This window comes from Campylobacter concisus (genome assembly GCF_003048405.1).
GTDB lineage: Bacteria > Campylobacterota > Campylobacteria > Campylobacterales > Campylobacteraceae > Campylobacter_A > Campylobacter_A concisus_Q.
This window is the reverse complement of sequence record NZ_PIQS01000004.1, coordinates 99,105-125,228: the sequence shown is the minus strand read 5'-3', so window position 1 is coordinate 125,228 and position 26,124 is coordinate 99,105. Positions and strand designations below refer to the sequence as shown.

Below are 26,124 nucleotides of genomic sequence, written 5' to 3'. Positions count from 1 at the left end.
TAGCGGGAATTTCCCGCTAAATTTACTCATTTATCGCTGCATTTCCGTGGTGGTGGAAGTCATCGTAGATGATCTTTGAAGTTTGGAATTTTATGCGTTTTAGTTCGCGAACTCGTAAAAATTCCTCTTCGTCGATCTTTTTGATCTGGATAGCTGCTTTAAATGTCGGAGTCTTGCTGATGTAGTCCCAACCGCTGCTTGTTAGCTCGTTGCAAGAGCTCTCCCAGTAGTGGAAAGTCATCTGGATGATGCCATCAGGCACGATGTCTGTTATTTCGGCCTTTACGACGATGTAGCCATATCTACTCCATGCTTTGATGAAGTCGCCTTGTTTTAAGCCATATCTTGCTGCAAGTGCTGGATTCATCTCGGCGATAGGTCCGATGCTATCTCCGCCTTCTTCAATCGCTCGTGAGCGTCTTGTCATAGTGCCAACGGTGTATTGATAGACCTTTCTAGTGGTTAGAAGCTGTATCGGATACTCATCGTCAGTCTTTTCATCGACTGAGCCAGCCATGATAGGATACTCAGGCGACATATTCATCTTCTTAGCAAACTCAAGTTTTGCGCTCTCGATCTTATCGGCCTTATCCACAAAGAGGCATGGCACAAAACGACCTTTGCCATCAGGTGTGAAAAATTTCTTATCAAGATAGAGGCTTTGACCGCCCATATCATCTTCGTTTGGACATGGCCAGTGAAGTCCATGATACTTTTTGATACGGTAATAACTCATGCCACCATATCGTCTTGGGTCGCATTTTCTAACTTCTTCCCAAATTTCTTCTGGTGAGTTGAAGTTAAATCCCTCTGTTGCACCTAAACGGCGTGCGATCTCACAAACGATCCACCAGTCTTGTCTAGCATCTCCTGGAGGTGTGATGACTGCTTCGTTGTGCTGTACGCGGCGCTCTGCGTTTGTATAAAGTCCTTCTTTCTCGCTACTTGCAACACCTGGAAGTATGACATCAGCTTTTAGTGAAGTCTCAGTTAAAAATAGATCTTGCACGACGTAGAAATCAACATGAGCGATACCTTTTAAGAAGTGGTTTGTATTTGGCTCAGAGATGACTGGATTTTCGCCGATAGTCCAGAAGAAATGCACTTTGCCATCAAGGATCGCATCAGGTACTTCGGTTTTGTGAACGCCTATTTTTGAGCTCAAAAATCCAGGTTCTAGGTGCCACATTTTCTCAAACCAAGCTCTTTGCTCTGGATCAGTTACTGAGCCAAGATTTGGGAAAATATTTGGTAAAACGCCCATATCACAGCAGCCTTGAACGTTCTCTTGACCTCTAAGCGGCAAGTCGCCTGTGCCAAGCTCGCAGATGTTGCCGGTGATCAAAAATAAATTTGACACATCGCAAACTCCGCCAACGCCGTGGTTAAAGTGAGTTACGCCCATGCCGTGAGTGATGACAGCTGGTTTTGTGGTAGCGTACATTCTAGCAGCCGCTCTGATATCCTCTGGATTTAGCCTTGTGTATTTAGCCACGACCTCTGGAGCATAGTCTTTTACAGCTTCTTTGACATACTCAATGCCTATTGTGTGGTCTCTTACAAATTCCTCATTTACAAGGCCTTCTTCGATGATAGTGTAAAGAAGTGCGTTGATAACCGGGATATTGTGCTCAGGCTCTAGTTGTAAGTGAATGTCAGCTCTGCTTGCAAACTCGGTCTTAATAGGGTCGATAACGATCAGTTTTGCGCCGCGATTTAGCGCTCTTTGGATGTGCATAGCTGCGATTGGGTGACCATTTTCTGGGTTTGAGCCTATCATTAATATACAATTACTATAAGTGCCAATCTCTGTAAAGCTATTTGTGGCAGCTCCGTTTCCGATTGTTTTAGCAAGTCCTGCTACTGTCGGAGCGTGTCAAATTCTAGCGCAGTGATCGACGTTGTTTGTGCCTATTACAGCGCGCATTAGCTTTTGAGCGACGTAGTTGTCCTCAAGCGTACAGCGTGCTGAGAAGTTTCCAGCTAATGCGTCTGGGCCATATTTTGCTTTGGTTTCTTTCATTTTCTCTACGACAAGATCAAGCGCCTCGTCCCAGCTGGCTTCCTCAAAATCACCATCTTTTGAAAATACGCCATTTTTCTTTCTAATAAGTGGTTTTGTGAGTCTATCTGGACTTGCAACGTAATCCCAGCCATAAAAGCCTTTTAAACATAAATTTCCTTGATTGACTGGATTGTCTTCAACACCAGTGGCGGCACGAACGACATTGTTTTCCACATGCAAGGTTACTTGACAGCCTGTCCCACAATAAGGACAAATGACTTTGCCTTCTTTCATCATTTTCTCCTTTGCTATGCAATATATGCATATTTTTATATGGATAATATTACTAGCCGAATTCTTAATCTTTAATAAAAATTCTTTATCTATGAAAATAAATTTTTAATTTAAGTTAAAATTAATTTAATTCTACTAAAGTCAATTATTTAGGGATTTTAAAATTTATTTAAAATTGATAAATTTATTATAAAAGAAATAAAGATATAGAGATTTAGCTTTTTATATAAAATGAAGAAATTAATTCTAATTTTACTTTATTTAAAAAGGTTAGTCATATTGTGAGTAGATAAATTAATACTAAAGATGAGAAATTTAAAATAGACTGTAAATTTTTGAATAAAAGAAATGTATAAATGAAATTTAGTAAGGAGAGCAGATCGCTCTCCGATGGATTATTTATCTCTTAAGCCAAGCTCAGAGATTAGTTTTGAATATGTAGTGTAGTCTTTATTTTTAAGATACTTTAAAAGTCTTTTTCTTTGACCAACTAGTTTTAAAAGACCCAAACGTGATGAAAAGTCTTTTTTGAAAATTTTAAGGTGTTCTGTAAGTTCAGTTATTCTAGCTGTTAAAAGAGCTATTTGAACTTCTGGAGAGCCTGTATCTCCCTCTTTTCTAGCGAATTTCGCAACTATTTGAGCTTTTTTAGCCGAATCCAAAGCCATAATGACCTCCTGATTGGTGAATTTTGGAAGAACGATTATAGCATTTAAAACATAAAGTTAGATAAAACTACGCTTTTTAAAAATTAATGAAAAATGCAGTAAAAATTTAATAAAATTAGGGCTATTTAAAGACTTAAGGAAGATAAATGCTTTTTACAAAGGCAAGCGAATACGCCCTACTTTCACTTATTTTAATATCTCAAAAATCATCTCCAGTTGATGTTGATACGATCTCAAATGAACTTAAAATTTCAAAAAGCTTTTTAGCCAAAATTTTACAAAATCTTGCAAAAGATGGAATTTTAAAGTCGTTTAAAGGGGCAAATGGCGGTTTCGCGCTAAATAACGAACCTGAAAATTTAAGCATAAAAAAGATAATAGAGTGCGCTGAAAAACGTGAACTTAACGTCTTTGAGTGCTCATCTTCTGCAGATGGCTGCCCGTCAAATAAAGCCTCGAGCTGTCAAATTTGGTCGATGTTTAGCGGTCTTCAAAGCAAGATCGACGAGATGCTTGATGCGATCAAACTAAGTGACATCATTAAGAAGTAAAGTTGGCAAAGCAAAAAAATAACATCTTAACTCTTGTTGCGCCGTTTCTTGCGCCAATTGTTAAGTTTAAAAGTCTTAGCATCGTCGGTATCATTGTTGCCATCCTTGCTATCATCATCGTACCGCTTCCAAGCGCGGTGCTTGACTTTTTCCTAGCACTTTCGATCTCGATTTCTGTGCTTATAATTTTAATTTCGATTTATGTGCCAAAACCAACCGATCTTAGTACGTTTCCGACACTGATCCTTATCGTTACGCTTTTTCGCCTCTCGCTAAATATCGCAACCACTCGTATGATCTTAAGCGAAGGTCACAACGGCCCAGAAGCGGTCAGTGAGATCATCTCAAGTTTTGGAAATTTCGTAGTTGGTGGCAACTTTGTCATCGGCACCATCGTCTTTTGTATCTTGGTTCTCATAAATTTCATGGTCGTAACAAAGGGCTCAACCCGTGTAAGTGAAGTGCAAGCGCGTTTTACACTTGATGCGATGCCAGGTAAGCAAATGGCGATAGATGCGGATCTAAACGCAGGTCTAATTGACGAAAAAACGGCGCGAGAAAGACGTCAAGCCATCATCGGCGAGGCAAATTTCTACGGCGCGATGGATGGTTCGTCTAAATTTATAAAAGGTGACGCCGTCGCTGGCATCATCATCACTATCATTAATATCATCGGTGGCTTTGCTATTGGCTCGTTTCAGCATGGCCTTGATATGGCGACATCGGCTCAGTACTATACGATCCTAACCATCGGTGATGGCCTTGTGAGCCAGATCCCAGGACTTATCACTTCAACAGCAACTGCCATCATCATTACAAGGGCTAGCAAGGACGACGAGGACTTTGCAGAGGGCACGTTAAATCAGCTCTTAGGAGACTATAAAACCTTGTTGATAGTGGGCTTTATACTATTTATGTTTGCCCTTGTGCCTGGGCTTCCGACTCTTTCTCTTGGCTTTATTGCAGTGCTATTTTTGGGACTTGGCTACATCATCAAGCAGACCAAAGATGGCGGGCTAAATTTAAGCCTTGCGTCAAAAGACAAAACAGCTTCTAAAAAAGCTGGAGCCGCTACGCAAGGTGGAGCAGGGGCAGCTGCTGCAAGTGGTGGGGCTACTAAGGCTCCAAAGAAGAGCGACGAAGAGATCGCAAGAGAAGAAGAGACAAAGATAAATGACATCTTAAAGCTTGAAATTTTAGAGCTTGACCTAGGATATGGCCTACTAAAGCTAGCTGATGTGGATCTCATTGAGAGGATTCGCGCCATGAGGCGAAATATCGCTTCAAGTCTTGGCTTTTTGATGCCAAAGATAAGAATTCGCGACAACCTTCAACTACCGCCAAACGAGTATCGCTTCAAACTAAAAGGCATCGTGATCGGTCAGGGTGAAATTTATGCTGATAAATTTCTAGCGATGGATAGTGGCCTAGTTAGCGAAGATATCGAGGGAATTCCGACAAAAGAGCCAGCTTTTGGGCTGGACGCACTCTGGATCGATGCTAGCGTCAAAGAGGACGCCATACTTAGCGGCTACACGATAGTTGATCCTGCAAGCGTCATCTCAACGCACATGAGCGAGCTTATCAAGCAAAACGCAGCCGAGCTTCTAACTCGCCAAGAGACGCAAAATTTATTAGACAAGCTAAAGATCGACTACCCAGTTGTGGTCGAGGATACGCTAAGAATCGCGCCTATAAATTTGATTCAAAAGGTTTTAAAAGCACTGCTTAAAGACAATATCCCGATAAAAGACCTGCTTAGCATACTTGAATCAATTAGCGACATCGCCGAGGTTAGCAAAAACCTAGACATGATCATCGAGCACGTGCGCGCAGCGCTCTCGCGTGTCATCACCTCGCTTTACGTCGATGAGAAAGGTCAGCTAAATTTTTACATTTTAGATAGTGCTGCGCAGCAAAAGCTTATGGACGCGGTGCAGTATAAAGACGGCGCGTATCACCTGATGATAAATGTGGCTCAAACTTCAGCGATAGTTCAGGCTCTAAGGCATGAAAAAGAGAAACGTCCGATGAGTCAGCACGGCGAAATGGTGCTTTGCGTGGAGCCAAGCCTAAGAAAATTTATAGCAAATATCTGCGCAAATTTTGCCATCGACATTGTGGTGCTAAGCTTTGCTGAGATCTCGGCAAATACGCCATTTGAAACGGTTGGCGTCATAGAAATAGAAAATTTATAAAGGAAAACGATGAAAATTTATCACCTCTCACACACCGATCTTGACGGATACGGCGCGCAATACATAACAAATTTTTACTTCAAAGATGTGAAATTTTTAAACTCAAACTACGGCAGAGAGATAGATGATAAATTTGCTCAAATTTTAGCTGAGATAGATGCCTCAAACGATGATAAAAACATCATTTTGATTACTGATCTAAATTTAACTCTAGCCCAGTGCGAGAGCTTTACTGAGATGATAGAGGGTAAAAATATAAAGCTATTTTTGCTTGATCATCACCAAAGCGGTGCAGAGTGTGCAAGTGCCTATCCGTGGTATTTTTTGGATAGTTCAAGGTGTGCTACAAAGATCACTTACGACTTTTTTGCAGGAATTTTTGGCAAAAATAAAGAGCTTGAAATTTTTAGTGACGTCGTAAATGCCGTGGATATTTGGCTAAAAGATGATAAAAATTTTGAGATGGGCAAGGTCTGTTTGGGACTTGTGGCAAACGCCAAAGAGATAAATAAGGTGATGTTTGAGGCTGAAAACAACCTATATATGGATCATATCTTAAAAGAAGCTAGCAAATTTTTTAACGAGAAAAACGACTATATAGGCCTTGACATGCAGGTGCATGCTATTAAAAAGTCATTTTTCAAAGAGGATAAAGACGATACGCTAAGCAATCTAATCTCAAACTACGTCGTAAAAAAACTTAGTGAAAATAAAGAGAAATTTAGCATCACTTATAAAGATCATAAAGGAATTTTAACCTACAATGTCGGCAATGTTTCGGTTATCGGTAACGACTTTTTAGTGGCAAATCCTGAATTTGACTTCTTTATTGATGTGACAAATAAAAAAACGCTAAGCTTTCGCGCAAATGGTAAGCTTGACGTTAGCGCCATGGCAAAGCATCTAGTTGGTGGCGGCGGACACGTGAACGCAAGCGGCGGACTATTTGCAAATTTCAAAGATGGCTTTAGCTATGAGCCGATTAAAGCACAGATAGTTGATCTAATAACCAAAAAAATACAGGAGGATATATGAAAGAAGAAGAGGTGAGTGTAGAAGAACTTAGCTATGAGCTTAGTATGGTGCTTGAGGCGATGTTCTACTATGCTGGAGTAAAAAAAGATAAACTTGAAGAGGCGGCAAATCTTTATGTTGAGTGCATAGATGATGCGTTAGAAAATTCTAACGCTAGCGGTAGCGATGAGGTCATAGAGATAGTTGAATATATGAAAAAACATCATTCAAAATTATTTAAATAAGGAAAGAAAATGAAGAAAATTTTAGTTTTAGTGGCAACGGTTTTTGCGTTAAATGCTATGGCAAATGAAAATTTAGACAAAGCAAACGAGCTTTATGCAAAGAAAAATTTTAATGAAGCCTATCTTTATTTTAATAAGGCTTGTGGAGAGGGCGAGAAAAAAGCTTGCACGATGAATGCTATCATGCTATTTAACGGTGATGGCGTGGCAAAAGATAGAGTTCAAGCTGAGAAAATTTTTACAAAAATGTGCGACGAAAACGAAGGCATGGCTTGCGAAAAACTAGGCGAAATGATCGCTTATGGCCTAATAAAAGATAAAGATGGAAATGAAGCAAAGAACGAAGAAAAAGCAAAGGCTTTATTTAAAAAAGCTTGTGATAACGGCTACCAACCAGCTTGCGACTTTGTGACAAAATAAATTTAAGAGGCTTAAAATGGGCTACAAACATAAAGATTTGATAGGAACTAGAGAGCTTAGCAAGGAAGAAATTTTATATTTTTTAGAGGCGGCGAAAGAGTTTAAGGAGCTAAATTTAAGCCAAGTGAAAAAAAATGACTATCTTCGCGGAAAGACCACGATCAACGCATTTTATGAAAACTCGACAAGAACTAGAACATCCTTTGAGATCGCAGCAAAGAGACTTGGGGCTGATACGATAAATTTCAGCTCGTCAAGCTCTAGTGTGACAAAGGGCGAGAGCCTAAATGACACGATGAATAACATGGCTGCAATGAGAAGCGACATCATCGTGCTTCGTCACCCAAGCTCTGGTGCGGCGAAATTTGCAGCTGATAGGACAGAGGCTAGCGTCGTAAACGCAGGGGACGGTACAAATGAGCACCCAAGCCAAGCCTTGCTTGATCTTTTCACGCTAATAGAGCATGGCAAAATTTTGGATAAAAACCTAAATGTAGCGATCATCGGCGACATCGCTAGAAGCCGCGTGGCAAGGTCAGACATCTGGGCGATGAAGAAATTTGGCATAAATTTAAAGCTCTTCGCGCCAAGGATGATGATGCCAAAAGATGCTGAGGTCTTTGAGTCTCAAATTTGCAAAAATATGGATGAGGCTTGCGAGGGTAGCGACGTCATCATCATGCTTCGCATCCAACTAGAGCGTGGCGGTGCGGACGTGGCATTTCCAAGCTCGAGAGAGTACTCGAAATTTTTTGGACTAAATAAAAATAGGATAAAGCTAGCAAAGCCTGACGCGATCGTACTGCATCCAGGGCCGATAAATAGGGGCGTGGAGCTAAACTCTGACGTGGCTGATGGCACACACTCAGTAGTGCTAAATCAAGTTGAAAACGGCGTTGCTATAAGAATGGCGATACTAAATACGCTTGCAAAAAATAGGGGCTAACTATGAAAATAGCAATAATTAACGGCACTATCGTAAATAGCGACGAGAAATTTAAGGCAAATATCCTAATAGAAAACGGCAAAATAGCCAAAATCGGAAGTGAGAAATTTGAGGCCGATAAGGTCATAGACGCTACAAATAAGCTCGTCATGCCAGGACTTATCGACATGCACGTGCACTTTCGCGATCCTGGCCAAGAGTATAAAGATGACATCATCTCAGGCTCGCAAGCGGCCGTGGCTGGAGGAGTAACCACCTGCCTTTGTATGGCCAATACAAACCCAGTAAATGACAACGCTTCAATCACAAGAGCGATGATAGAAAAGGCTAAAAACTGCGGACTGATCGATCTTTTGCCAATCGCGGCCATTAGCAAAGGGCTTGGTGGCAATGAGATCGTTGAAATGGGCGATCTTATAGAGGCTGGCGCAGTTGCATTTAGTGACGATGGCCTACCAGTGACTAGCTCAAGCGTGATGAGAGCGGCACTTGAGTATTCAAGCATGTTTGGTAGCTTTTGCATAAGCCACTCAGAGGACTGCTCGCTTTGCAGGCAGGGCGCCATGCACGAGGGCAAGGTCTCGGCCATACTTGGACTTCGCGGCATGGCGAGAGAGAAAGAGGAGATCGCAGTGAGCCGTGATATGTTGCTTGCAAAGCTCACCAAAGCGCACATCCACATCGCTCACGTAAGCTCGGAGTACTCACTAAAGATCATCGAAATGGGCAAAAAAGAGGGCATAAACATCACTTGCGAGGCCACACCTCACCACTTTAGCTTTAGCGACGATGAAATTTTGAAAAATGCCTATGATACAAATTTCAAAATGTCACCGCCACTTCGTGAGATAAGCGACGTAAAAGCGGTGAGAGAGGCACTAAAAAGCGGACTTATAGACGTTATCGCCACTGATCACGCCCCGCACCACACAGACGAAAAGATAGTGGAATTTGACAAGGCGCCATTTGGCATCATCGGACTTCAAACCCTTGTGCCACTCACTCTAAAGCTCGTAAATGAGGGCGTTATAAGCCTAGAGCGCATGGTGGAGCTAACATCTACAAATGTAGCTAAGATGCTAAATTTAAAAGATAAAGGCAGGCTTGCTGAGGGCATGCTAGCTGACATCGCGGTGATAGATCCTGAGATCGAGTATGTTTATGATGAGAAGATAAACCGCTCAAAATCTATAAATTCTCCACTCTTTGGTAAAAAACTAAAAGGCGCAGCGACTACCACGATAAAAAGTGGCAAGATCGTTTATGAGTTTGGGAAATAGTCTAAAATTGCTCGAGTTTGCGGGTAAATTTGACTTATCCTATTTGATAGATAAAATTTGCTAGAAATTTCTAGCAAATTTTATTTTTTATGAGTTATATTTTTTAACGATACCGCGAACTACTTTTTCTATAAAAAGCGCAGATTCAACCTCGCAGCATTCTCTTGTTGAGTGAGGTGAGTGGATATTTGGTCCTATTGAGCAAGCACTAAGACCCGCTTTTTTCTCCAAAAGTACGCCACATTCAAGTCCAGCATGCACAGCTGTTATCCTTACATTTGGCTTATAAATTTTTAGCTCTTCTAAGATATCATTTGCAAATTTATCATTTATAGGCTTCCAAGCAGGGTTTCTATCTTTTGCAATAACGCTAAAGCCAAGCGCTTTTGCAAGCTCTGAAATTTCAAATTCCATCCTATTTAGCCCGTCTTTGCTCATTGACCTTGCAAAAAACTCCACTTCAAGCATGTCATCATCTTTGATCTTTACAAGTGAGAGATTTACGCTATCTTGTGGTATGCCTAGCTCGCAGTTATAGGCTCTTACGCCTTGTGAAAATGAGTTAATTAAAGCTAAAATTTTCTCGCCATTTTCTAAAATTTCATCTCCCTTGCCAAGCTTTTTCACACTTAAATTTTCACACTCGCTCTTTAGCTCCTTATCGCTTAGAACCAGTGCGGTTGCGCCACTTGGGATAGAGTTGCTTCGCTCGCCACCTTCAAATTTGACAAGCTTGCAGCCATTTTTAGTCACAAATGCCGCCAAAACCTTGATTGCATTTGGGATATTTTTATGTATCTCGTTGCCAGAGTGTCCGCCAGGCAGTCCGCTCACTTTTACTTCATAAAGCGTGCTCTCTTTTATTTTTTTGCTATTAAGTGAGATGGTGGCAAATAAATTTACACCGCCAGCACAGCCGATAGTGACGCGGTCGTCTTCTTCGCTGTCTAAATTTAAAAGCTTATCGGCTTTTAACTCGCCACTAAAGCCAGTGGCTCCGATCATGCCGACTTCTTCGTTGTTTGTAAAGAGGCACTCAATGTCGTCAAATTCGCTTATCATCTGCATCATGATAGCCACGCCGATGCCGTTATCGGCACCTAAAGATGATTTTTTAGCCCTCATGTAGCCATCATCACCGTAAACTATTTCGATCTTTGGAGCATCGCCCATGCAGACCATATCGTAGTGGCTTTGCAAGCAAATTTTTGGCTTACCTTTAAACGCATGAATGTTGCCAAATTTATCGACTGTAACCTCACAGCCCTTATCTTTTGCATAGCTAGCTAGAAAATCACGCATCTTATCGGTCTCATAACTGCAGTGTGGTATCGCAGCAAGTGTCTCAAATTTCGTTAGAATTTCACTATTTGACATATTTGCCTCCGTAGATTTATTTTATCTCGCCCTTATAGCCAGTCGCATCGACTGCTTTTAAAAGCTCTTTTTCATCGACCTTATCATCTGCTATAACGACAGCTTTTCGCTCTTTTAGCGATACATCTGCCTTTTTTACGCCCTCAACGCTAAGTGCGGCCTTTCTTACTATCGCTGTGCAAAGCGGACAGTGCATGCTAGGTACTGAAATTTCTATCTTTTTATCAGCGTAGCAACTAAGTGCAAAAAGGGTTAAAACTAAAATTTTACGCATAAATTTCTCCTAAAAGCTCCGGATATGTAAGGAGTAAAAGCAAAATCACTCCAAAAAGTATATATATAAGTATCCATTTTTTCTTTTTATAGCTTAGGTTACAGCTTTTTGGCTTGTAAAATAAAGCTACACCTGAGATCACAAAGCAAATGACGGCCACGACGCTTAAAGGTACGCGGTACTCGTATAAATTTTGTGTCCAAGATAGAAATGAAAAAGATGTACCAAAAAGTAGAAAAAGAAGTGCCGGCAAGCAGCACAAGGTAGCGCCGATAGCGCTACCTATGGATGTTAGTATCAGCCAAAAGGCTCTCATTTTAGCTCTGTTGATACGTAGTCGTAGCTAAATTCTTTTGGCGAATAGTAGTTTTGTGTGTTGCCATCAACTTCAGCGTATGGGTAACCAAAGTTATTTAGCGGAGTTTGCTCAGGCTCTGGCTTTAAGATAAAGTCACGTCCGTAGTTAAAGCCTATCCAGCACATCTCCCAGTTGCCAAAGCAATAGTCTCTAATAGCTACGATCTTGGCGTCATCATTTGTTAACTTCTCGCCTAGTCTTACTTTTGTGACGTCCGCTGGATCAACAGGTATCCAACCATAGCCTTTTAGGTAAAACTCGGCCCTGCAGTGTTGTCCGCCTGAAATTTTAGCGACGCCTTCTTTTGCACTACCCATCTGATCTGAAAATCTAGACTGACCAACTCTAATTCCAAAAATTTCTCTTGCAGGGATGCCAACTGATCTGCAAAGCCCCACAAAAACCGAGTTTATGTCGGTGCATTTGCCTACAAGCTTGCCACTTTCTAGTATAGCTCTAACGTCGCCCGTACCACATCCTAGGATGCTGTTATCGCGCTGCATAGTGTTTGCAACCCACGTGTAGATCGCTTTTGCACGCTCTAAATCGCCCTTTAAATTTCCAACTATATCTAGTGCTTTTGCTCTTACGACACCATCAGTTGGGATGTGCGAAGTTGGTTTTAGATACTCTAAAATCGCAGGATCTACCTTCTCGTTTGGATCGTAATTTACCTTGCTAAAGTCAGTGTTACGCTCTGTTGTTTGGATTTTAAACTGCACATTTAAAATAGGTCTTGGCTCGTTTTCTTCAAAATCAGCATACATTGTTGGTATTAGCGTATCTGAAATGTAGACGTTTTTAGCGGTTGTGTTTATGACGTAGTCCTGAGTTAGGTGCTGATAGCTGGTATTTAGCGGAAGTGGCAGCCAAATTCTCGAGTTTTTACCCTTTTCAAGAAGCAGATGTTTGAAATTTACGTCGAAATTTCTAACTACTGGGCTTGCTGGCTCGTCACTAGCTAGAGTGACACTTGGAAGCAGACTTGCTGCACCTAAAAAACTACTGAATTTAAAAAAATCTCTTCTTTGCATAAAATGCCTTTTTTTGCTTAATATTAGCCAAACTTGGCTCTAAAACTGCTTGCTATTCTAGCATAAAATTTTTATTTATGATAAAATCCGCCACATGAAAAAGATTATATTTTTAGGCTTTATAGCGCTATTTTTCAATGGTTGTCTTTATATGAATGAGCGTGGAGTTTCGACTCAATATTATAATGATTGTAAAGAGTATTATGACGCTACTGGCACCTACCAAAAAGAGTGTCCGCACAACATCGTAGACTGGAAATAGCGTGGATCTTAGCAAATTTAACGAGCAGCAAAAGCAAATTTATAATAGGATAGAAAATTTAGCAAATTTTGACTGCGAATTTAGCCTCTCTGACAGCGTAAATGTAAAATTTAAAAATTTAGACCAAGCTAAAAAAGATGAAATTTACAACCTCGCCCTTAGTCTAAAGCCTTGGCGAAAAGGGCCATTTTTACTTGATGATATATATATAGATAGCGAGTGGCAAAGTTTTATTAAATTTAACATCCTAGCCCCACACCTAAATTTAGCTAGCAAGTGCGTGGCTGATGTGGGTTGTAATAATGGATATTATATGTTTAAGATGCTTGAGTACGGTCCAAAAAGCATAACTGGCTTTGATCCTAGCGTGCATACATATTTGCAGTTTGCTTTTTTAAATAAATTTATCCGCTCAAATATCGCTTACGAGCTTCTTGGAGTAGAGAACTTGCCTGAGTTTGGAGTGAAATTTGATACCATTTTTTGCCTTGGCGTGATATACCACAGAAGCGATCCTATCAAGATGCTAAAAGAGCTAAAAACCGCGCTAAATCCTAGAGGAGAGCTATTTTTAGATACCATGTATATTGATATGGATGGCGATTTTGCGCTAAGTCCAAAGGATAGATACTCAAAAATTCCAAATATCTACTTTGTACCGACACTCTCGGCACTTCAAAACTGGTGCGAGAGAGCTAAATTTAGGGATTTTACCCTACTCGAGACAAAGGCGACTGATCTAAATGAGCAGCGAAAAACGCAGTGGATAGATGGCGAGAGTCTTGGAAATTTCTTAGACCCAGATGACATTACAAAGACCATCGAGGGCTACCCAGCGCCAAAAAGAGCATATGTTAGAGTTAAAATTTAAGGATAAAAATGGCAGAAGAAAATATCTATGATGTAAGAGATGAGTCGCAAATAATCTTACCAGAAGATGAAAATCCATTAAGAAACGAGATCAAAACTGCTCCACTTACAAAGCTAAATTTTAGTGGAACGGCATTTTTACTTGAAAAAAATCACGCAAGGACTAGATTTTTTACTACGGATGATATGGTGTGCGACGCCGAGGGGCTTATTCATAGTGGGTTTGTTTTTATGGGGGCAAATCACGCTGCGCTTTTAGCCATAAATGAAGAATTTTGCGTTAGTATCGGTGCTAGGATAAATTTCTTTGGACCGCTAAAGCTTGGTGACGTGGTGGAATTTGACGCGCAAGCAAGATTTGAAGAGAGCAGAAAAAGAGAAGTGAAAGTGCTTGGATATGTTAAAGATATAAAAATTTTTGAAGGAATATTTCAACTTGTCACACTTGAAGAGCATATCTTCTTGGCTCAACAAAAAAATATCCAAAAAGAAGCTGCTATAAGGCAGAAAAAAGAACGAGAAGAAGCTAAAGATAATAGCTAAAAGTAAGTAAAAATTTTTGATTTTCTTGCAATTACTCCCAAATAAAGTGAAATTTTAAAAAGACAATCTTTATCTCATTATCCTATTTTGGTAAATAATTGGTAACATTTTTTAAATTTTTAAGAAAAATTAAGCAATAAAATTAATTTTCTATGATAATATCCTTTCAAAACTTTTTATCAAAAGGAGATTTAGATGAAAATTACAAAAGTTAGCTTAGCTGCTTTGGTTGCTTTAGGTGCATTTTCAAGCGTTGCAAGTGCAACTCCACTTGAAGAAGCTATAAAAAATGTAGATCTTTCAGGATTTGCAAGATATCGTTATACAAATGATAGCACTAAGAAAACTACAGCTGGTACTGTAAAGGGTAATAATGCAGGCCATGCTTTTAGAATGCAAACATCATTTAAAGCCGCTATTGATGATAATTTCTTTGGTGTATTGACACTAAGATATGCTGCTACTGATGATTCAGGCGATAAAGTAGCAACTGGTACAGATAAAACAAATACAACAAATTCTTTTGGTGTATATGAGATGTATCTAGGATACAAAGTATCTAACACTACTATTACAGCAGGTAAACAACTTATCAAAACTTTCTATGATGATGGTGATATAGCAGCTACTGGTCTAAAAGCTGTAAGTACAGATGTGTCTGGCCTTACTTTAACAGCTGCTGCTTATGATGCCATAGAAAACAATAGTGATGAAGTAGATGGACCTTTCCTAAAAGAAGTAACGAATGGTACAAAATTCCATGACGCTCCTGCTAACCTCTATTATTTAGGTGCAGTTGGTAGCTATGACCCAGTATCGTTTAAGGTAGCTATTGCAAATCTACAAGAAATAGCAACACTTTATGGTGCTGAAGCAGCATTTAGCTTTAATGTAACTGACGATATAAACCTAAACCTAAAAGGTCAATATGTTTATAGTGATTCAGATCACAAAAAAGTAACTGATGCTGACTTTTGGGCTGTTCAAGCTGGAACAAAACTATTTGGTGCTAAATTTAATGCTGGTTATTTAGAATTTGACGCTAAAAATAAAGATAATGATGCTAGAAATAGCGGTAAAATCGCATTTACATCAATCGATGCAAATGGTCAGCTAATCAACCCAGCTAAAATATTAAATGGTGTAATGAGTGGTAGCAAACAATACTACAATAATATCAAAGGTGACAACGATTACTGGTTTGTTAATGCTGGATATGATATAGATAAATTTGGTCTTGGTGCTGGCTATACTCAAGGTAAAGGAACAAGTTATGCTCTTGATAAAGAGAGAGCAAAAAGAAATGAGTGGTATGCACAAGCTAGCTACAAATATAGCAAAAAACTTAATTTCCTAACTTGGTATGCAGCTGCTAAAGATAAAAAAGATAGCGAAAGCTTTAAACAAAATCGTATAAGATTTGAAGCAAAATATAGCTTCTAAAACCTTTGTCCGAGCGAGCTTTCGCTCGGACCTTTTCAAAATTTAAAATAGACCCCCATACAAAATTTCTCTATCTTTTTTGATTGACTTTTAGTTTTATAAAAAATATAAATTTTTAATAGTGATTAAGTGCACTTTAGAAGCTTGAAACTTGAAATTAATATCACCAAAAATTTTTAGCTATTTTTTACTATATCTATCCAATAACCAATATTGTTTTGCTCAGCCTCTAGTGTACTGCCTTCTCCGTGTCCTGGATAAAGCGTGAAGTTACCTTTTAAATTTTTACATTTTCCTAGACTTTTTAACATTTCATTTTTATCTGAAAAAGGAAAATCCCAGCGTCCTATACTTCCTTTAAATAAAAAATCTCCACTAAACATCATGTCATCTATCTCTATCATCGAGCAACCTGGCGTATGTCCTGGGAAATGATGAAATTTGATGCAAAAATCATCAATGTTAAAATTTTCATCATTATCAACTAAAACATCCGGAGTAAAAGTACTTTTCATATAACCAAAAATATCACTCTCGCACATGAAAGCATCAAATTTATTAATATAAACTGGAATTTCTAGCTCATTTTTTAGCTCGCTCACGTCGTAAATATGATCAAAATGCCCGTGAGTGCAAAGGATGACTTTTAAATTTTTAGCATTTTGCAAAACCCATTCTTTTGCCCCATCTCCCGGATCTATCACTATAGATGAGCTATTTTTTGTAACGATGTAACAATTAGTGTCAAAATCTCCAAAACTTTTGTGTATTACTCTCATTTTTTACCTTAAATTTATTATTTCTTAAAATTTTACATCTTTTTACTTAAACTTAAAGAAAAATTTTAAATTTACTTAGTATAATTTTTGCAAAAGGAAGCAAATCTAGGCAAAGGAAGAATGAAGGAGTATCAAAGGATCGAAGAATCTTTAGTTTTTAGCTTAAAAGATAAAACTAAAGATAAAAATTTGTTGTTGGGTGTTAGTGGAGGTATTGATTCTGCTGTAGTAGCGACTTTGTGTGCAAGAGCAAAACCAAATGAAACTCATGCACTCATCATGCCAACAGCATCATCAAACAGACAAAATATGGACGATGCCTTAAATTTATGCGAAAAATTAAACATAAAATATAAGGTTTTATCCATAGAGGGTATTTTAAATGCCTTTTACGAAACGATAGATATAAATTTAAGCAATTTAAGAAAAGGGAATTTAGCAGCTAGAGTTAGAATGAGCTTGCTTTATGATTATTCATCTAGTATAAACGCTCTAGTTATCGGAACAAGCAACAAAAGTGAGCTTATGCTTGGATACGGTACGATATTTGGGGATTTAGCATGTGCAATAAATCCTATCGGAGAGCTTTACAAAAGTGAAATTTTTGAATTTGCAAAACATCTTGGGGTTGATAAAAATTTTATTGACAAAGCACCTTCGGCTGATTTGTGGGATGGACAAAGTGACGAAGGCGACATAGGTTACAGTTATGCTGTTATTGATGAGATTTTAGAAAATTTAGAAAATAACAAGGAGCAAGTCATCAAAAAGTTCGGATTAAAAGCAGTATCGGATATAGAAAATAGAGTTGTTTCAAACAGGTTTAAACGACAAATGCCGTTGATAGTGAAAATTTAAAGGATTAAAGATGAGAGAGATTCCGTTTTATAGACCAACTATCACTGAGCGTGAAAGTGAGCTTATTGAGGAGGCTTTGCACTCTGAAAATACTACTAATATCGTTGCTAGATTTGAAGAGAAGTTAAAAGAGTATTTTGGTGCAAAATTTGTAGTTACCACAAATAATATCGCAGCTGCACACCACTTGGCACTAAGCGCGCTTGACACTAAACGCGGAGATAAGGTCATTTGCTCCATAAATGCCTTTCCTAGCATTGCACAAGCTGTTAGACATTTTGATGCTGAGCCTATTTTTGTGGATGTTGATGAAGAAGATTTTAACATCTGCCCAGATGCCCTTGAGAAAGTGCTAAAAGAGCAAAATCACAAAAAATTAAAATGTGCTTTTATCTCTCATATCGCAGGTCAAAGTGCTAGGATGGACGAAATAACGGCGGTTTGTGAGAAATACGGTGTAAAAATTTTAGATGATGCAAATCGTGGTATGGGACTAACATACAATGGCAAAAAAGTTGGTTCAGACTCTTTTTTATCGTGCTTTCAAACACATTCGCGTGTGCAAAATCCTATATCAACGGTTGGATTTTTTACGACAAATGATGAGGAAATTTATAAAAGAGCAAAACTGCTTAGCAACTATGCTCTTGTAAATGGCATTGATAAATTCGGTAGCTTGAGTTATATTTATGATGTCGTAGATATTGGCTTAAAGTATGATATAAACTCGATAAATGCAGCATTTTCTATTGCGCAGCTAGAAAGAACAGATAAGCTCATACAAAGAAGACAAGAGATCGCAAGAATTTATGATAAAGAGCTTGGCGAGTGCCACAATATAACAATCCCTGTCAAAAAACGCGAGCACATTTATACTCAGTATATTATTAAGATAAACAAAAATCGTGATGGCTTTGCTAGAGAGCTTTTGGAGCATGGCATTCACACATCATTGCACTACATACCGATACATTTACTAAGCTATTACAAAAACAAATACTCACTTAAAGTAAATGATTTTCCAAATGCTTTAAAAAATTATCAGCAAGTGTTGTCACTGCCTATTTATCATAGTTTGAGTGACGAAGAGGTGCAATACATCTGCAGCAAAGTAAAAGAAATTTCTAAAACTCGTGTTTAAGAAATTAAATATTTTCTTGCATTCTTGGGCGAATGACTACTTTTTTCGCCCAAATTTCTTTCAAATTTTACTAGCATTTTTACTTTTGCCATTAAGTTTTATCTATTTTCTTATTGTTGTGCTTAAGAAATTTACTGCTAGAAAAATAGACTTTGGCATAAAGGTAATAAGCGTTGGAAATTTGACCCTTGGAGGAAGCGGGAAGACTCCGCTTTGCGTGGCAATTGCTAAAAATTTCGAAGGTGCTTTTATCATTCTTAGAGGCTATAAAAGAAAAAGCAAAGGCATGCAAGTTGTTGCTCGAAATGGCGAAATTTTACTTGACGTAGCAGCAAGTGGCGATGAAGCGATGATATATGCCACAAGTCTTAAAAACGCAAATGTGATAGTAAGCGAAGATAGGAAATTAGCTATAAAATATGCCAAAGAGCATGGCGCAAAGTATATTTTGCTGGATGACGGATTTTCTAAATTCGATATAGCCAAATTTGACATATTAGTGCGTCCAAATCCTGAGCCAAGGCTAAAATTTTGCCTACCAAGTGGGGTTTATAGATATCCATTTAGCTTTTATAAATTTGCTGATTTTGTGGCGATTGAAGGGCAAACTCACTTTAGAAAGAGTGAAATTTTAAATAAAAGCGAAAAAATGGTTCTAGTTACTGCCATAGCAAACCCAGAGCGTCTTAAGCCATTTTTTGATGAGTGCGTGGGGCAGGTTTTTTTTCCTGATCACTACGACTTTTCAAAAGAAGAGCTAAGTGAAATTTTGCAAAGCTACGGCGCGACCTCGCTTTTGATGACGCAAAAGGACTATGTAAAGGTAAAGGATTTTGGGTTGAGAGTATCGCTTATCACGCTTGAAGTTACGCTAAGTGACGAGTTTAAAAAGGTTTTGGCGCAGCAAATTTAAGCCCATTTTGTTATAATGAGCCACTTTTTAAAAGGAAAAATTAGATCAAAATGAGAATTTTAATCACCTCAGTCGCAAAGAAAAAAGAGGCAAAAAAACTAAGTAAAAAGCTCGTAAAAAAAGGACTTGCAGCTTGTGTGAGTAGCTTTAGCGCAAAAAGCATTTATCTTTGGCAAGAGAAGCTTTTTGGTGAAAAAGAGCAAATTTTACTCATAAAAACGGACGTGAAATTTAAAAAGGTAGCTAATTTTATAAGAAAGCACCACAGCTACGAAACCCCAGAAATTTTGGCACTTAAGCCAAAAGAGGTCTTTAAAAAATACGAAAATTGGATAAAAAAATCAACCAAAAAAGGCAAAAAATGAGACTAATACCGACTAGAAGCGTAAAAGATGAAAAGGTAAAAAATGTAAATTTAAGCACAGCCATGCTTAGCCCAAGCTCCGCTCACGGCGGACTTTACGCACCAAAGAAGCTTCCAAAAATAACAAAATCAAAGTGGCAAGAGCTCTCACAATTAAGCTACGAGAAACTCGCACTTTATATCATATCGTTATTTAAATTTGACGTGCCAGAGGCGTTTTTCAAAAAGGCGGTTAAGAGATACGCGAGTTTTGATGATCCAAAGCACCCAGTCATTTTTAAAAAAATAGATAAAAATTTATACGTAAATGAGCTATATCACGGTCCAACGAGGGCATTTAAGGATATGGCGCTTCAGCCTTTTGGCTCACTTCTTAGCCAGCTAGCAAAGGAAAGAGGCGAAAAATACCTTATCATGTGCGCAACGAGCGGTGATACGGGTCCTGCGACACTTCAAACCTTTGCAAATGACGAAAATATCAAAGTTGTTTGTCTCTATCCAGATGGTGGCACGAGCGAGGTGCAAAAGCTTCAGATGCAGACCATACAAGGTGAAAATTTAAAGGTTTTTGGCATAAAAGGCGACTTTGACGACGCTCAAAGGGTGCTAAAAACGCTACTTGCAAATGATAAATTTAAGGCTGAGCTGAAGAAAAAGCGCCTTAAACTAAGCGCAGCAAACTCGGTAAATTTTGGCAGGATCCTTTTTCAAATCATCTACCATGCCTATGCCTACGCAAATTTACTAAAGCAAAAGGCGCTTAAGGCAAACGAGAGCTTTGACATCATCGTGCCAAGTGGAAATTTTGGCAACGCACTTGGGGCATATTACGCTAAAAAAATGGGCGCAAAGATCGGTAAGATCAAGATCGCCTCAAACGCAAACAATATCTTAACGCAGTTTTTTACCACCGGCATTTACGACCTCAGGGACAAAAAACTAGTTAAGACGATAAGCCCAGCCATGGATATATTGATCAGCTCAAATGTCGAGCGCTTGCTGTTTGATAAATTTGGCAGCGTTAGAACAAATGAGCTCATGCAAAGCCTAGCAAAAAATAAATTTTATAAGCTTAGCAAGCAAGAGCTTGAAGCGCTAAAAGAGGACTTTGAGGCTAGCTGGTGCGACGATAAAGAGTGCGAGACATACATCGCAAAGCTCGCAAGGGGCGGCTACGCGATCGATCCGCATACAGCTACTTGCTTTAAGATGGTGGATGCTAGCCGTATAAACGTCATCACATCGACCGCGCACTGGGTGAAATTTACGCCAAGCATGATCAAAGCGTGCCAGATCAAAGATACAAAAGATGAAAAAGATGCGCTCGCAAAGACCGCTAAAATCTTAAACGATAGCGTGCCAAGCTCGATAAACTCGCTATTTAGCGCGAAAATTTTACACAAAAATATCATAAAAGAGGACGAGATAGAAAAGTGCGTCCTAGAATGGATCGAGCGATGATAATCATCCCAGCTCGCCTTGCCTCAACAAGGTTTAGTGATAAAATTTTAAAAGAGATAAACGGCGTGCCAATGTTTGTGGCGACAGCTCTTAGAGTAAGCGGCGTGGACGATGTAGCGGTTGCTGTGGACGAGCCAAGCGTGCTAGAGATCGCCAAGGCTCACGGCATAAAAGCGGTGCTAACTAGCAAAGATCATCAAAGTGGCACTGACAGGATAAACGAAGCAACACAAATTTTGGGGCTAAGCGAGAGTGAGATCATCATAAATGTTCAGGCTGATGAGCCATTTATTGAACCTGAAAATATCGCTAAATTTAGGGCGTTTTGCGAGCAAAACAAAGGGAAAGCCTTTATGTTTTCTTGCTATAAAAAGATAGACGATGAGTTTGCGGATGATAAAAATTTAGTTAAAGTGGTGACTGATTTTGAGGGCTACGCGCTTTATTTTTCAAGATCAAGGATACCATTTAATAGAAGCGAGTGCAAAAGCTACAAGGCGCACCTTGGTATCTACGGATACAGCGTAAAAAGCCTAAAAGAGTTTTGTGCTCTCTTGCCATCAAGCCTTGAAAACACCGAAAAGCTCGAGCAGCTACGTGCCCTAGAAAATGGTAAAAAGATAGCAATGCTAGAGGTTGAGAGCCAAAGTATCGGCATCGATAGTGAAGAGGACTACCAAAGAGCGCTAGCTAAATTTGGCAAGAAATAAGTCGGCAAATTCTTCTTAAATAAAGTCAATATTTAAGGAGAATTTATCTAAATTATTAATCTTTAAATGCAGCAAAAAATATTTTTCTACTCAAATAATATAAAACTAATTTTTCTTGATTTTTGTTTTTTTAATTCTGTCCTTAACTACGTAAAATTTTAAAATCGTACTCGAGTAAAAGTCTTTATAGAAACCTAAAAATTTAGGCTCTTTCTTAGTGCAGATAGCTGCAAACACGCTCTCAAGATCGATTCTCTCTTTTTGTGTCAAATTTTTCATCTATTTTCCTAATAACTTTCTCATCTTATTGATAACAAATAATATTTCATCGTCGTCAAGCTCACAAAGTAGTTTACAAACTGCAGCAGCAGCTTGCGGCTTTGAGTTGCCAAGCCTCCAATCTTGATATGTTCTCATTGGTACACCAAGCTCTTCTGCCATTTTTGCTTGTGAAATTTTCTTACCGATATTTTTTGCCTCAACTGCATTGTGAAGCAAATTAAATATATCACTTGTTTCAATCATTAAAGTATTATACGGATTATTTTATTAAATATACATAAAATAATATATAAATAATAGAAATACGTATAAATAAATTAAAATATATTATATATTATACTATAAAGCATTATATTAGTACGTAAAAACGTATAAAAATATTAGAACGTAGAGGTAATATAAAAGACTTTTAAGTTTGTTTAATTATTTTTTGTAATTTTATTTTCAAAAAGGCTTATACAATTAATATTAAATAAGCTTAGTTATACAGACTAAAGATACATAAATAAATTATTTTAACTTAAATACTTGACATTGATAAACTAAAGTTGTATAATCCGCTTAGCAATTAAAAAGAAAGAGTGCTAAAAGTGAGTAAAACAAATAAACGTGATTTGATACTAAATTCTATCATTGAGGCTTATTTGCAGGATAATATGCCTATTGGTTCAAATGAGCTTGGCTCTCGTATGAGCGCGGCTATTCCGGCTTCTACGATACGCGTTTATTTCAAAAAGCTTTCAGATGAGGGCGAGATCACAAAGCTTCACATTAGTGGCGGTCGTATACCAACAATCGCTGCGATGAGAAGATATTGGAGTGAAATTTTTGCTATAAGTGATATAAATTTAGAGATAAATGATGCCGAAGGATTGAAAAAGTTATGTGATGAATTTGAGCTCTATTGTATGATTTTTGGCACAATCGATAATGAATTGCTAGAAATTTTAAATTTAAATAATAGATATATGATCTTAAATTTTGGTGAAGATGAGATCGTTATCAAATTTGATGCTAGGATGTATAAATTTTTAAGTAATCTTGCTGGAGTTAGTTTAAACAAACTTGAGCTTATCTGCTCTCAAGTTGGTTTAAGCGAACTAAAAAATAAGATAAGAGAGCTTAAAAGGACTAAAATTTACTTCCAAGAAAATGAAATTTTAGCCTTTGATATGTTTAAAGATAGACGTTTTAAGATGGTTTTTGACCCAAGTTTTAGCTTGCAAATGGATGAGAAACTTACATTTTCTCCTATGTTTGATGAAAATTTTATGGGACTTAAATTTAGTACAAACTATCTTGGCAACGAAGCACAGATGATCTGTGCTGGCAGTATTTATACTGACTATGTAAAATTTATAAATCTAATAAAGGAGGCTGCGTGAGCGAAGAGGTAAAAGAGCAAAACCTACCTGAGGTTGAGCCTATGCAAGAACTAGCTAATGATAGCGTAAATTTGGACGCACTTGGTGATATTTCAAAGGTTGAAAAACTTGAAAAAGAGCTCGGAGAAATAACTGATAAATATTACAGAGCAAATGCTGAGTTTGAAAATATCAAAAAGCGATATGAAAAAGAGAAGACGGATGTTGCAAACTATGCAAATGAGAAATTTGCTAGGGACTTGCTACCAGTCATAGATGCTCTTGAGATCGCTGCGAATTTTGATCCAGAGGATGATGAATTTGCTAAAAAGATCAAAGAGGGTATTTTGATAACTATAAATCAGTTTAAAAAATGTTTTGAAAAGCATGGCGTAAGCGAGATACCAACTGATACTGAGTTTGATCCAAGCGTGCACAATGCCGTTTTAAGGGTCGATAGCGAAGAGAAGCAGAGTGGTCAAATCGTACAAGCTTTGCAAAAAGGCTATATGATAAATGGTAGGGTTTTGCGCCCAGCTATGGTCAGCGTGGCAAACTAAATTTATAAAAATAAAATCTAATAAAAAGGAAAAATATGTCAAAAGTTATAGGTATAGACTTAGGTACAACAAACTCTTGTGTGAGCGTTTTTGAGCGTGGCGAGAGCAAAGTTATCCCAAACAAAGAGGGTAAAAACACAACTCCATCAGTTGTTGCTTTCACAGACAAGGGTGAAATTCTAGTAGGTGACGTTGCAAAACGTCAAGCAGTTACAAACCCTGAAAAAACGATATATTCTATCAAACGTATCATGGGTTTGATGAGCAATGAAAAAAATGCTGAAGAGGCAAAAAGCCGCTTGCCATATCACGTTGTAGATAGAAATGGCGCTTGCGCAGTTGAGATCGCTGGCAAGGTTTACACTCCACAAGAAATTTCAGCAAAAATTCTTATCAAACTAAAAGAAGACGCTGAAGCATACCTTGGTGAAAAGGTAACAGATGCGGTTATTACTGTGCCAGCTTACTTTAATGATAGCCAAAGAAAAGCTACAAAAGAGGCTGGAACGATCGCAGGGCTAAACGTACTTCGTATCATCAACGAGCCAACAGCTGCAGCACTTGCTTATGGTCTTGATAAAAAAGAGGCTGAGAAAATTTTAGTTTACGACCTAGGTGGTGGTACATTTGACGTTACAGTGCTAGAGACTGGTGATAATATCGTTGAAGTTTTGGCAACTGGCGGTAACGCATTCTTGGGCGGCGATGACTTTGATAACAAGATAATTGACTGGCTAGTAAGCGAGTTTAAAAATGAAAATGGCATCGATCTAAAAGGCGATATCATGGCACTTCAACGCTTAAAAGAAGCTGCTGAAAATGCTAAAAAAGAGCTAAGCTCAGCTCAAGAGACTGAGATAAATTTACCATTTATCACAGCTGATGCGACTGGTCCAAAACACCTTGTCAAAAAGCTAACTCGTGCTAAATTTGAGGGTATGATCGACTCACTTGTGGGCGAGACTATCACTAAGATAAATGAGGTAACAAAAGACGCTGGTTTAAATAAAAGCGACATTAAAGAGGTCGTAATGGTCGGTGGTTCAACTCGTGTGCCACTAGTTCAAGAAGAGGTCAAAAAAGCATTTGGTAAAGAGCTAAATAAGAGTGTTAATCCAGATGAGGTCGTAGCTATCGGTGCTGCTATCCAAGGTGCGGTTATAAAAGGTGACGTAAAAGATGTGCTACTTCTTGACGTAACTCCGCTTAGCCTTGGTATCGAGACACTTGGCGGCGTGATGACTAAGATTATCGAAAAAGGTACAACCATACCAACTAAGAAAAGCCAAGTCTTCTCAACTGCTGAAGATAACCAAAGTGCCGTTACTATCATGGTTTTACAAGGCGAGCGTGAGTTTGCAAGGGATAATAAATCACTTGGTAACTTCAACCTCGAAGGCATCCCAGCAGCTCCAAGAGGCGTGCCTCAAATAGAAGTTGAATTTGACATCGACGCAAACGGAATTTTAACTGTTTCAGCAAAAGATAAAGCAACTGGCAAAGCCCAAAATATCACCATTTCTGGATCAAGCGGCTTAAGCGAAGAAGAGATAAACAACATGGTAAAAGATGCTGAGCTTCATAAAGAAGAAGACAAAAAGCGCAAAGACGCAGTTGAGGCTAGAAACCAAGCTGACGCACTAGTTCATCAAACTGAAAAGAGCATGAGCGAGCTTGGCGAGAAAGTCCCAGCTGAGGATAGAAGCAACATCGAAGCTGCGTTAAACGACCTAAAAGAGGTCTTAAAAGATGAAAATTCTTCAAAAGAACAGATCGATGCAAAAGTAGAAGCTCTAAGCAAGGCCAGCCACAAACTAGCAGAAGCTATGTATAAAAAAGATGAAAACGCTGGAGCAAACGGTGGAAACAACAAAAAAGACGACGACGTTATAGACGCTGAAGTCGAGTAA

Annotated in this window: 29 protein-coding genes; 20 read left to right on the top strand and 9 right to left on the bottom strand. The window is 38.5% G+C overall.

The genetic code is table 11. The features are described from left to right. Positions 1–22 precede the first annotated feature (22 nt). Entirely contained in the window at positions 23–2,302 is a 2,280-nt protein-coding gene (locus tag CVT18_RS10835; RefSeq protein ID WP_413784334.1) for a molybdopterin oxidoreductase family protein, read from the bottom strand. A gap of 392 nt (positions 2,303–2,694) precedes the next feature. Further along, positions 2,695–2,967 carry a 30S ribosomal protein S15 gene (rpsO, locus tag CVT18_RS08425; RefSeq protein ID WP_004317763.1) on the bottom strand — a complete coding sequence of 91 codons (273 nt, stop codon included), beginning with the start codon at positions 2,965–2,967 and terminating at the stop codon, positions 2,695–2,697. 146 nt (positions 2,968–3,113) lie between these two features. Here rpsO and CVT18_RS08420 point away from each other — a divergent pair, with 146 nt between their 5' ends. The 7 genes from CVT18_RS08420 to CVT18_RS08390 are packed head-to-tail and all read left to right on the top strand — an operon-like array spanning position 3,114 to position 9,621. Beyond that, positions 3,114–3,518 carry an RrF2 family transcriptional regulator gene (locus tag CVT18_RS08420; protein ID WP_087580603.1) on the top strand — a complete coding sequence of 135 codons (405 nt, stop codon included), beginning with the start codon at positions 3,114–3,116 and terminating at the stop codon, positions 3,516–3,518. 2 nt (positions 3,519–3,520) lie between these two features. Continuing rightward, the gene (gene flhA, locus CVT18_RS08415) at positions 3,521–5,716 is read left to right on the top strand and encodes a flagellar biosynthesis protein FlhA (protein ID WP_107824444.1); all 2,196 of its coding nucleotides are present in this window, start codon (positions 3,521–3,523) and stop codon (positions 5,714–5,716) included. Between the two features lie 9 nt (positions 5,717–5,725). Then, a complete protein-coding gene (locus CVT18_RS08410; protein WP_107824443.1) occupies positions 5,726–6,751 on the top strand; it encodes a DHH family phosphoesterase in 1,026 nt (341 codons plus the stop codon). After that, positions 6,748–6,975, top strand: a complete 228-nt coding sequence (locus tag CVT18_RS08405) for a hypothetical protein (RefSeq protein WP_107824442.1) — start codon at positions 6,748–6,750, stop codon at positions 6,973–6,975. The genes CVT18_RS08410 and CVT18_RS08405 overlap by 4 nt, the downstream gene beginning before the upstream one ends. Positions 6,976–6,984: 9 nt before the next feature. Beyond that, positions 6,985–7,395 carry a tetratricopeptide repeat protein gene (locus CVT18_RS08400; protein WP_107824441.1) on the top strand — a complete coding sequence of 137 codons (411 nt, stop codon included), beginning with the start codon at positions 6,985–6,987 and terminating at the stop codon, positions 7,393–7,395. 16 nt (positions 7,396–7,411) lie between these two features. After that, a complete protein-coding gene (locus CVT18_RS08395) occupies positions 7,412–8,341 on the top strand; it encodes an aspartate carbamoyltransferase catalytic subunit (RefSeq protein ID WP_103628731.1) in 930 nt (309 codons plus the stop codon). Positions 8,342–8,343: 2 nt separating this feature from the next. After that, a complete protein-coding gene (locus CVT18_RS08390; protein ID WP_103628730.1) occupies positions 8,344–9,621 on the top strand; it encodes a dihydroorotase in 1,278 nt (425 codons plus the stop codon). A gap of 87 nt (positions 9,622–9,708) precedes the next feature. On the opposite strand, the gene CVT18_RS08385 is transcribed toward CVT18_RS08390, so the two are convergent. Genes CVT18_RS08385 through CVT18_RS08370 form a run of 4 tightly spaced genes read right to left on the bottom strand, consistent with a single transcriptional unit; the run spans position 9,709 to position 12,664 of the window. Further along, entirely contained in the window at positions 9,709–10,998 is a 1,290-nt protein-coding gene (locus CVT18_RS08385) for a M28 family peptidase (protein WP_103628729.1), read from the bottom strand. Positions 10,999–11,014: 16 nt separating this feature from the next. Further along, entirely contained in the window at positions 11,015–11,272 is a 258-nt protein-coding gene (locus CVT18_RS08380) for a heavy-metal-associated domain-containing protein (protein WP_103628728.1), read from the bottom strand. Next, positions 11,265–11,588 carry a hypothetical protein gene (locus CVT18_RS08375; RefSeq protein WP_009294140.1) on the bottom strand — a complete coding sequence of 108 codons (324 nt, stop codon included), beginning with the start codon at positions 11,586–11,588 and terminating at the stop codon, positions 11,265–11,267. Before CVT18_RS08375 ends, CVT18_RS08380 begins: the two co-directional genes overlap by 8 nt. After that, a complete protein-coding gene (locus CVT18_RS08370; RefSeq protein WP_103628727.1) occupies positions 11,585–12,664 on the bottom strand; it encodes a transglutaminase-like domain-containing protein in 1,080 nt (359 codons plus the stop codon). The genes CVT18_RS08375 and CVT18_RS08370 overlap by 4 nt, the downstream gene beginning before the upstream one ends. Positions 12,665–12,758: 94 nt before the next feature. Here CVT18_RS08370 and CVT18_RS10325 point away from each other — a divergent pair, with 94 nt between their 5' ends. The 4 genes from CVT18_RS10325 (at position 12,759) to CVT18_RS08355 (ending at position 15,782) form a co-directional block, all read left to right on the top strand. Then, positions 12,759–12,926, top strand: coding sequence for a hypothetical protein (locus CVT18_RS10325; RefSeq protein WP_178139671.1), 168 nt, complete (start codon positions 12,759–12,761; stop codon positions 12,924–12,926). Between the two features lies 1 nt (position 12,927). Next, entirely contained in the window at positions 12,928–13,797 is an 870-nt protein-coding gene (cmoB, locus tag CVT18_RS08365; RefSeq protein ID WP_103628726.1) for a tRNA 5-methoxyuridine(34)/uridine 5-oxyacetic acid(34) synthase CmoB, read from the top strand. A gap of 8 nt (positions 13,798–13,805) precedes the next feature. Beyond that, complete coding sequence (locus CVT18_RS08360; protein WP_103628725.1) at positions 13,806–14,339, top strand: thioesterase; 534 nt, start codon at positions 13,806–13,808, stop codon at positions 14,337–14,339. Between the two features lie 195 nt (positions 14,340–14,534). Beyond that, the gene (locus CVT18_RS08355; protein ID WP_103628724.1) at positions 14,535–15,782 is read left to right on the top strand and encodes a porin; all 1,248 of its coding nucleotides are present in this window, start codon (positions 14,535–14,537) and stop codon (positions 15,780–15,782) included. Between the two features lie 176 nt (positions 15,783–15,958). On the opposite strand, the gene CVT18_RS08350 is transcribed toward CVT18_RS08355, so the two are convergent. Next, positions 15,959–16,561 (bottom strand): MBL fold metallo-hydrolase, encoded by a 603-nt coding sequence (locus CVT18_RS08350; RefSeq protein ID WP_103628723.1) that lies wholly within the window; start codon positions 16,559–16,561, stop codon positions 15,959–15,961. A 120-nt stretch (positions 16,562–16,681) separates the two neighbouring features. Here CVT18_RS08350 and CVT18_RS08345 point away from each other — a divergent pair, with 120 nt between their 5' ends. Genes CVT18_RS08345 through kdsB form a run of 6 tightly spaced genes read left to right on the top strand, consistent with a single transcriptional unit; the run spans position 16,682 to position 22,008 of the window. Continuing rightward, on the top strand, positions 16,682–17,419 hold the full coding sequence (locus CVT18_RS08345) for an NAD+ synthase (protein ID WP_103628722.1): 738 nt from the start codon (positions 16,682–16,684) through the stop codon (positions 17,417–17,419). A 10-nt stretch (positions 17,420–17,429) separates the two neighbouring features. Then, positions 17,430–18,560: a DegT/DnrJ/EryC1/StrS family aminotransferase gene (locus tag CVT18_RS08340; RefSeq protein WP_103628721.1), complete on the top strand. Its 1,131-nt coding sequence runs from the start codon at positions 17,430–17,432 to the stop codon at positions 18,558–18,560. After that, positions 18,553–19,473, top strand: coding sequence for a tetraacyldisaccharide 4'-kinase (locus CVT18_RS08335; RefSeq protein WP_103628720.1), 921 nt, complete (start codon positions 18,553–18,555; stop codon positions 19,471–19,473). Before CVT18_RS08340 ends, CVT18_RS08335 begins: the two co-directional genes overlap by 8 nt. 50 nt (positions 19,474–19,523) lie before the next feature. Next, positions 19,524–19,838 carry a divalent cation tolerance protein CutA gene (gene cutA / locus CVT18_RS10830; RefSeq protein ID WP_103628719.1) on the top strand — a complete coding sequence of 105 codons (315 nt, stop codon included), beginning with the start codon at positions 19,524–19,526 and terminating at the stop codon, positions 19,836–19,838. Further along, positions 19,835–21,298: a threonine synthase gene (gene thrC, locus CVT18_RS08325; protein WP_103628718.1), complete on the top strand. Its 1,464-nt coding sequence runs from the start codon at positions 19,835–19,837 to the stop codon at positions 21,296–21,298. Before cutA ends, thrC begins: the two co-directional genes overlap by 4 nt. After that, positions 21,295–22,008, top strand: coding sequence for a 3-deoxy-manno-octulosonate cytidylyltransferase (gene kdsB, locus CVT18_RS08320; protein WP_107824440.1), 714 nt, complete (start codon positions 21,295–21,297; stop codon positions 22,006–22,008). Before thrC ends, kdsB begins: the two co-directional genes overlap by 4 nt. A gap of 105 nt (positions 22,009–22,113) precedes the next feature. On the opposite strand, the gene CVT18_RS10320 is transcribed toward kdsB, so the two are convergent. Next, complete coding sequence (locus CVT18_RS10320; protein ID WP_180999679.1) at positions 22,114–22,287, bottom strand: hypothetical protein; 174 nt, start codon at positions 22,285–22,287, stop codon at positions 22,114–22,116. Next, the gene (locus CVT18_RS08315) at positions 22,288–22,533 is read right to left on the bottom strand and encodes a DNA-binding protein (RefSeq protein ID WP_072594609.1); all 246 of its coding nucleotides are present in this window, start codon (positions 22,531–22,533) and stop codon (positions 22,288–22,290) included. 347 nt (positions 22,534–22,880) lie between these two features. Between CVT18_RS08315 and CVT18_RS08310 the strand changes: the two genes are divergently transcribed. Genes CVT18_RS08310 through dnaK form a run of 3 tightly spaced genes read left to right on the top strand, consistent with a single transcriptional unit; the run spans position 22,881 to position 26,124 of the window. After that, positions 22,881–23,675 (top strand): HrcA family transcriptional regulator, encoded by a 795-nt coding sequence (locus CVT18_RS08310; RefSeq protein ID WP_103628737.1) that lies wholly within the window; start codon positions 22,881–22,883, stop codon positions 23,673–23,675. Between the two features lie 41 nt (positions 23,676–23,716). Further along, on the top strand, positions 23,717–24,214 hold the full coding sequence (gene grpE, locus CVT18_RS08305) for a nucleotide exchange factor GrpE (RefSeq protein ID WP_413784335.1): 498 nt from the start codon (positions 23,717–23,719) through the stop codon (positions 24,212–24,214). Between the two features lie 35 nt (positions 24,215–24,249). Then, positions 24,250–26,124, top strand: coding sequence for a molecular chaperone DnaK (gene dnaK, locus CVT18_RS08300; RefSeq protein WP_087578979.1), 1,875 nt, complete (start codon positions 24,250–24,252; stop codon positions 26,122–26,124).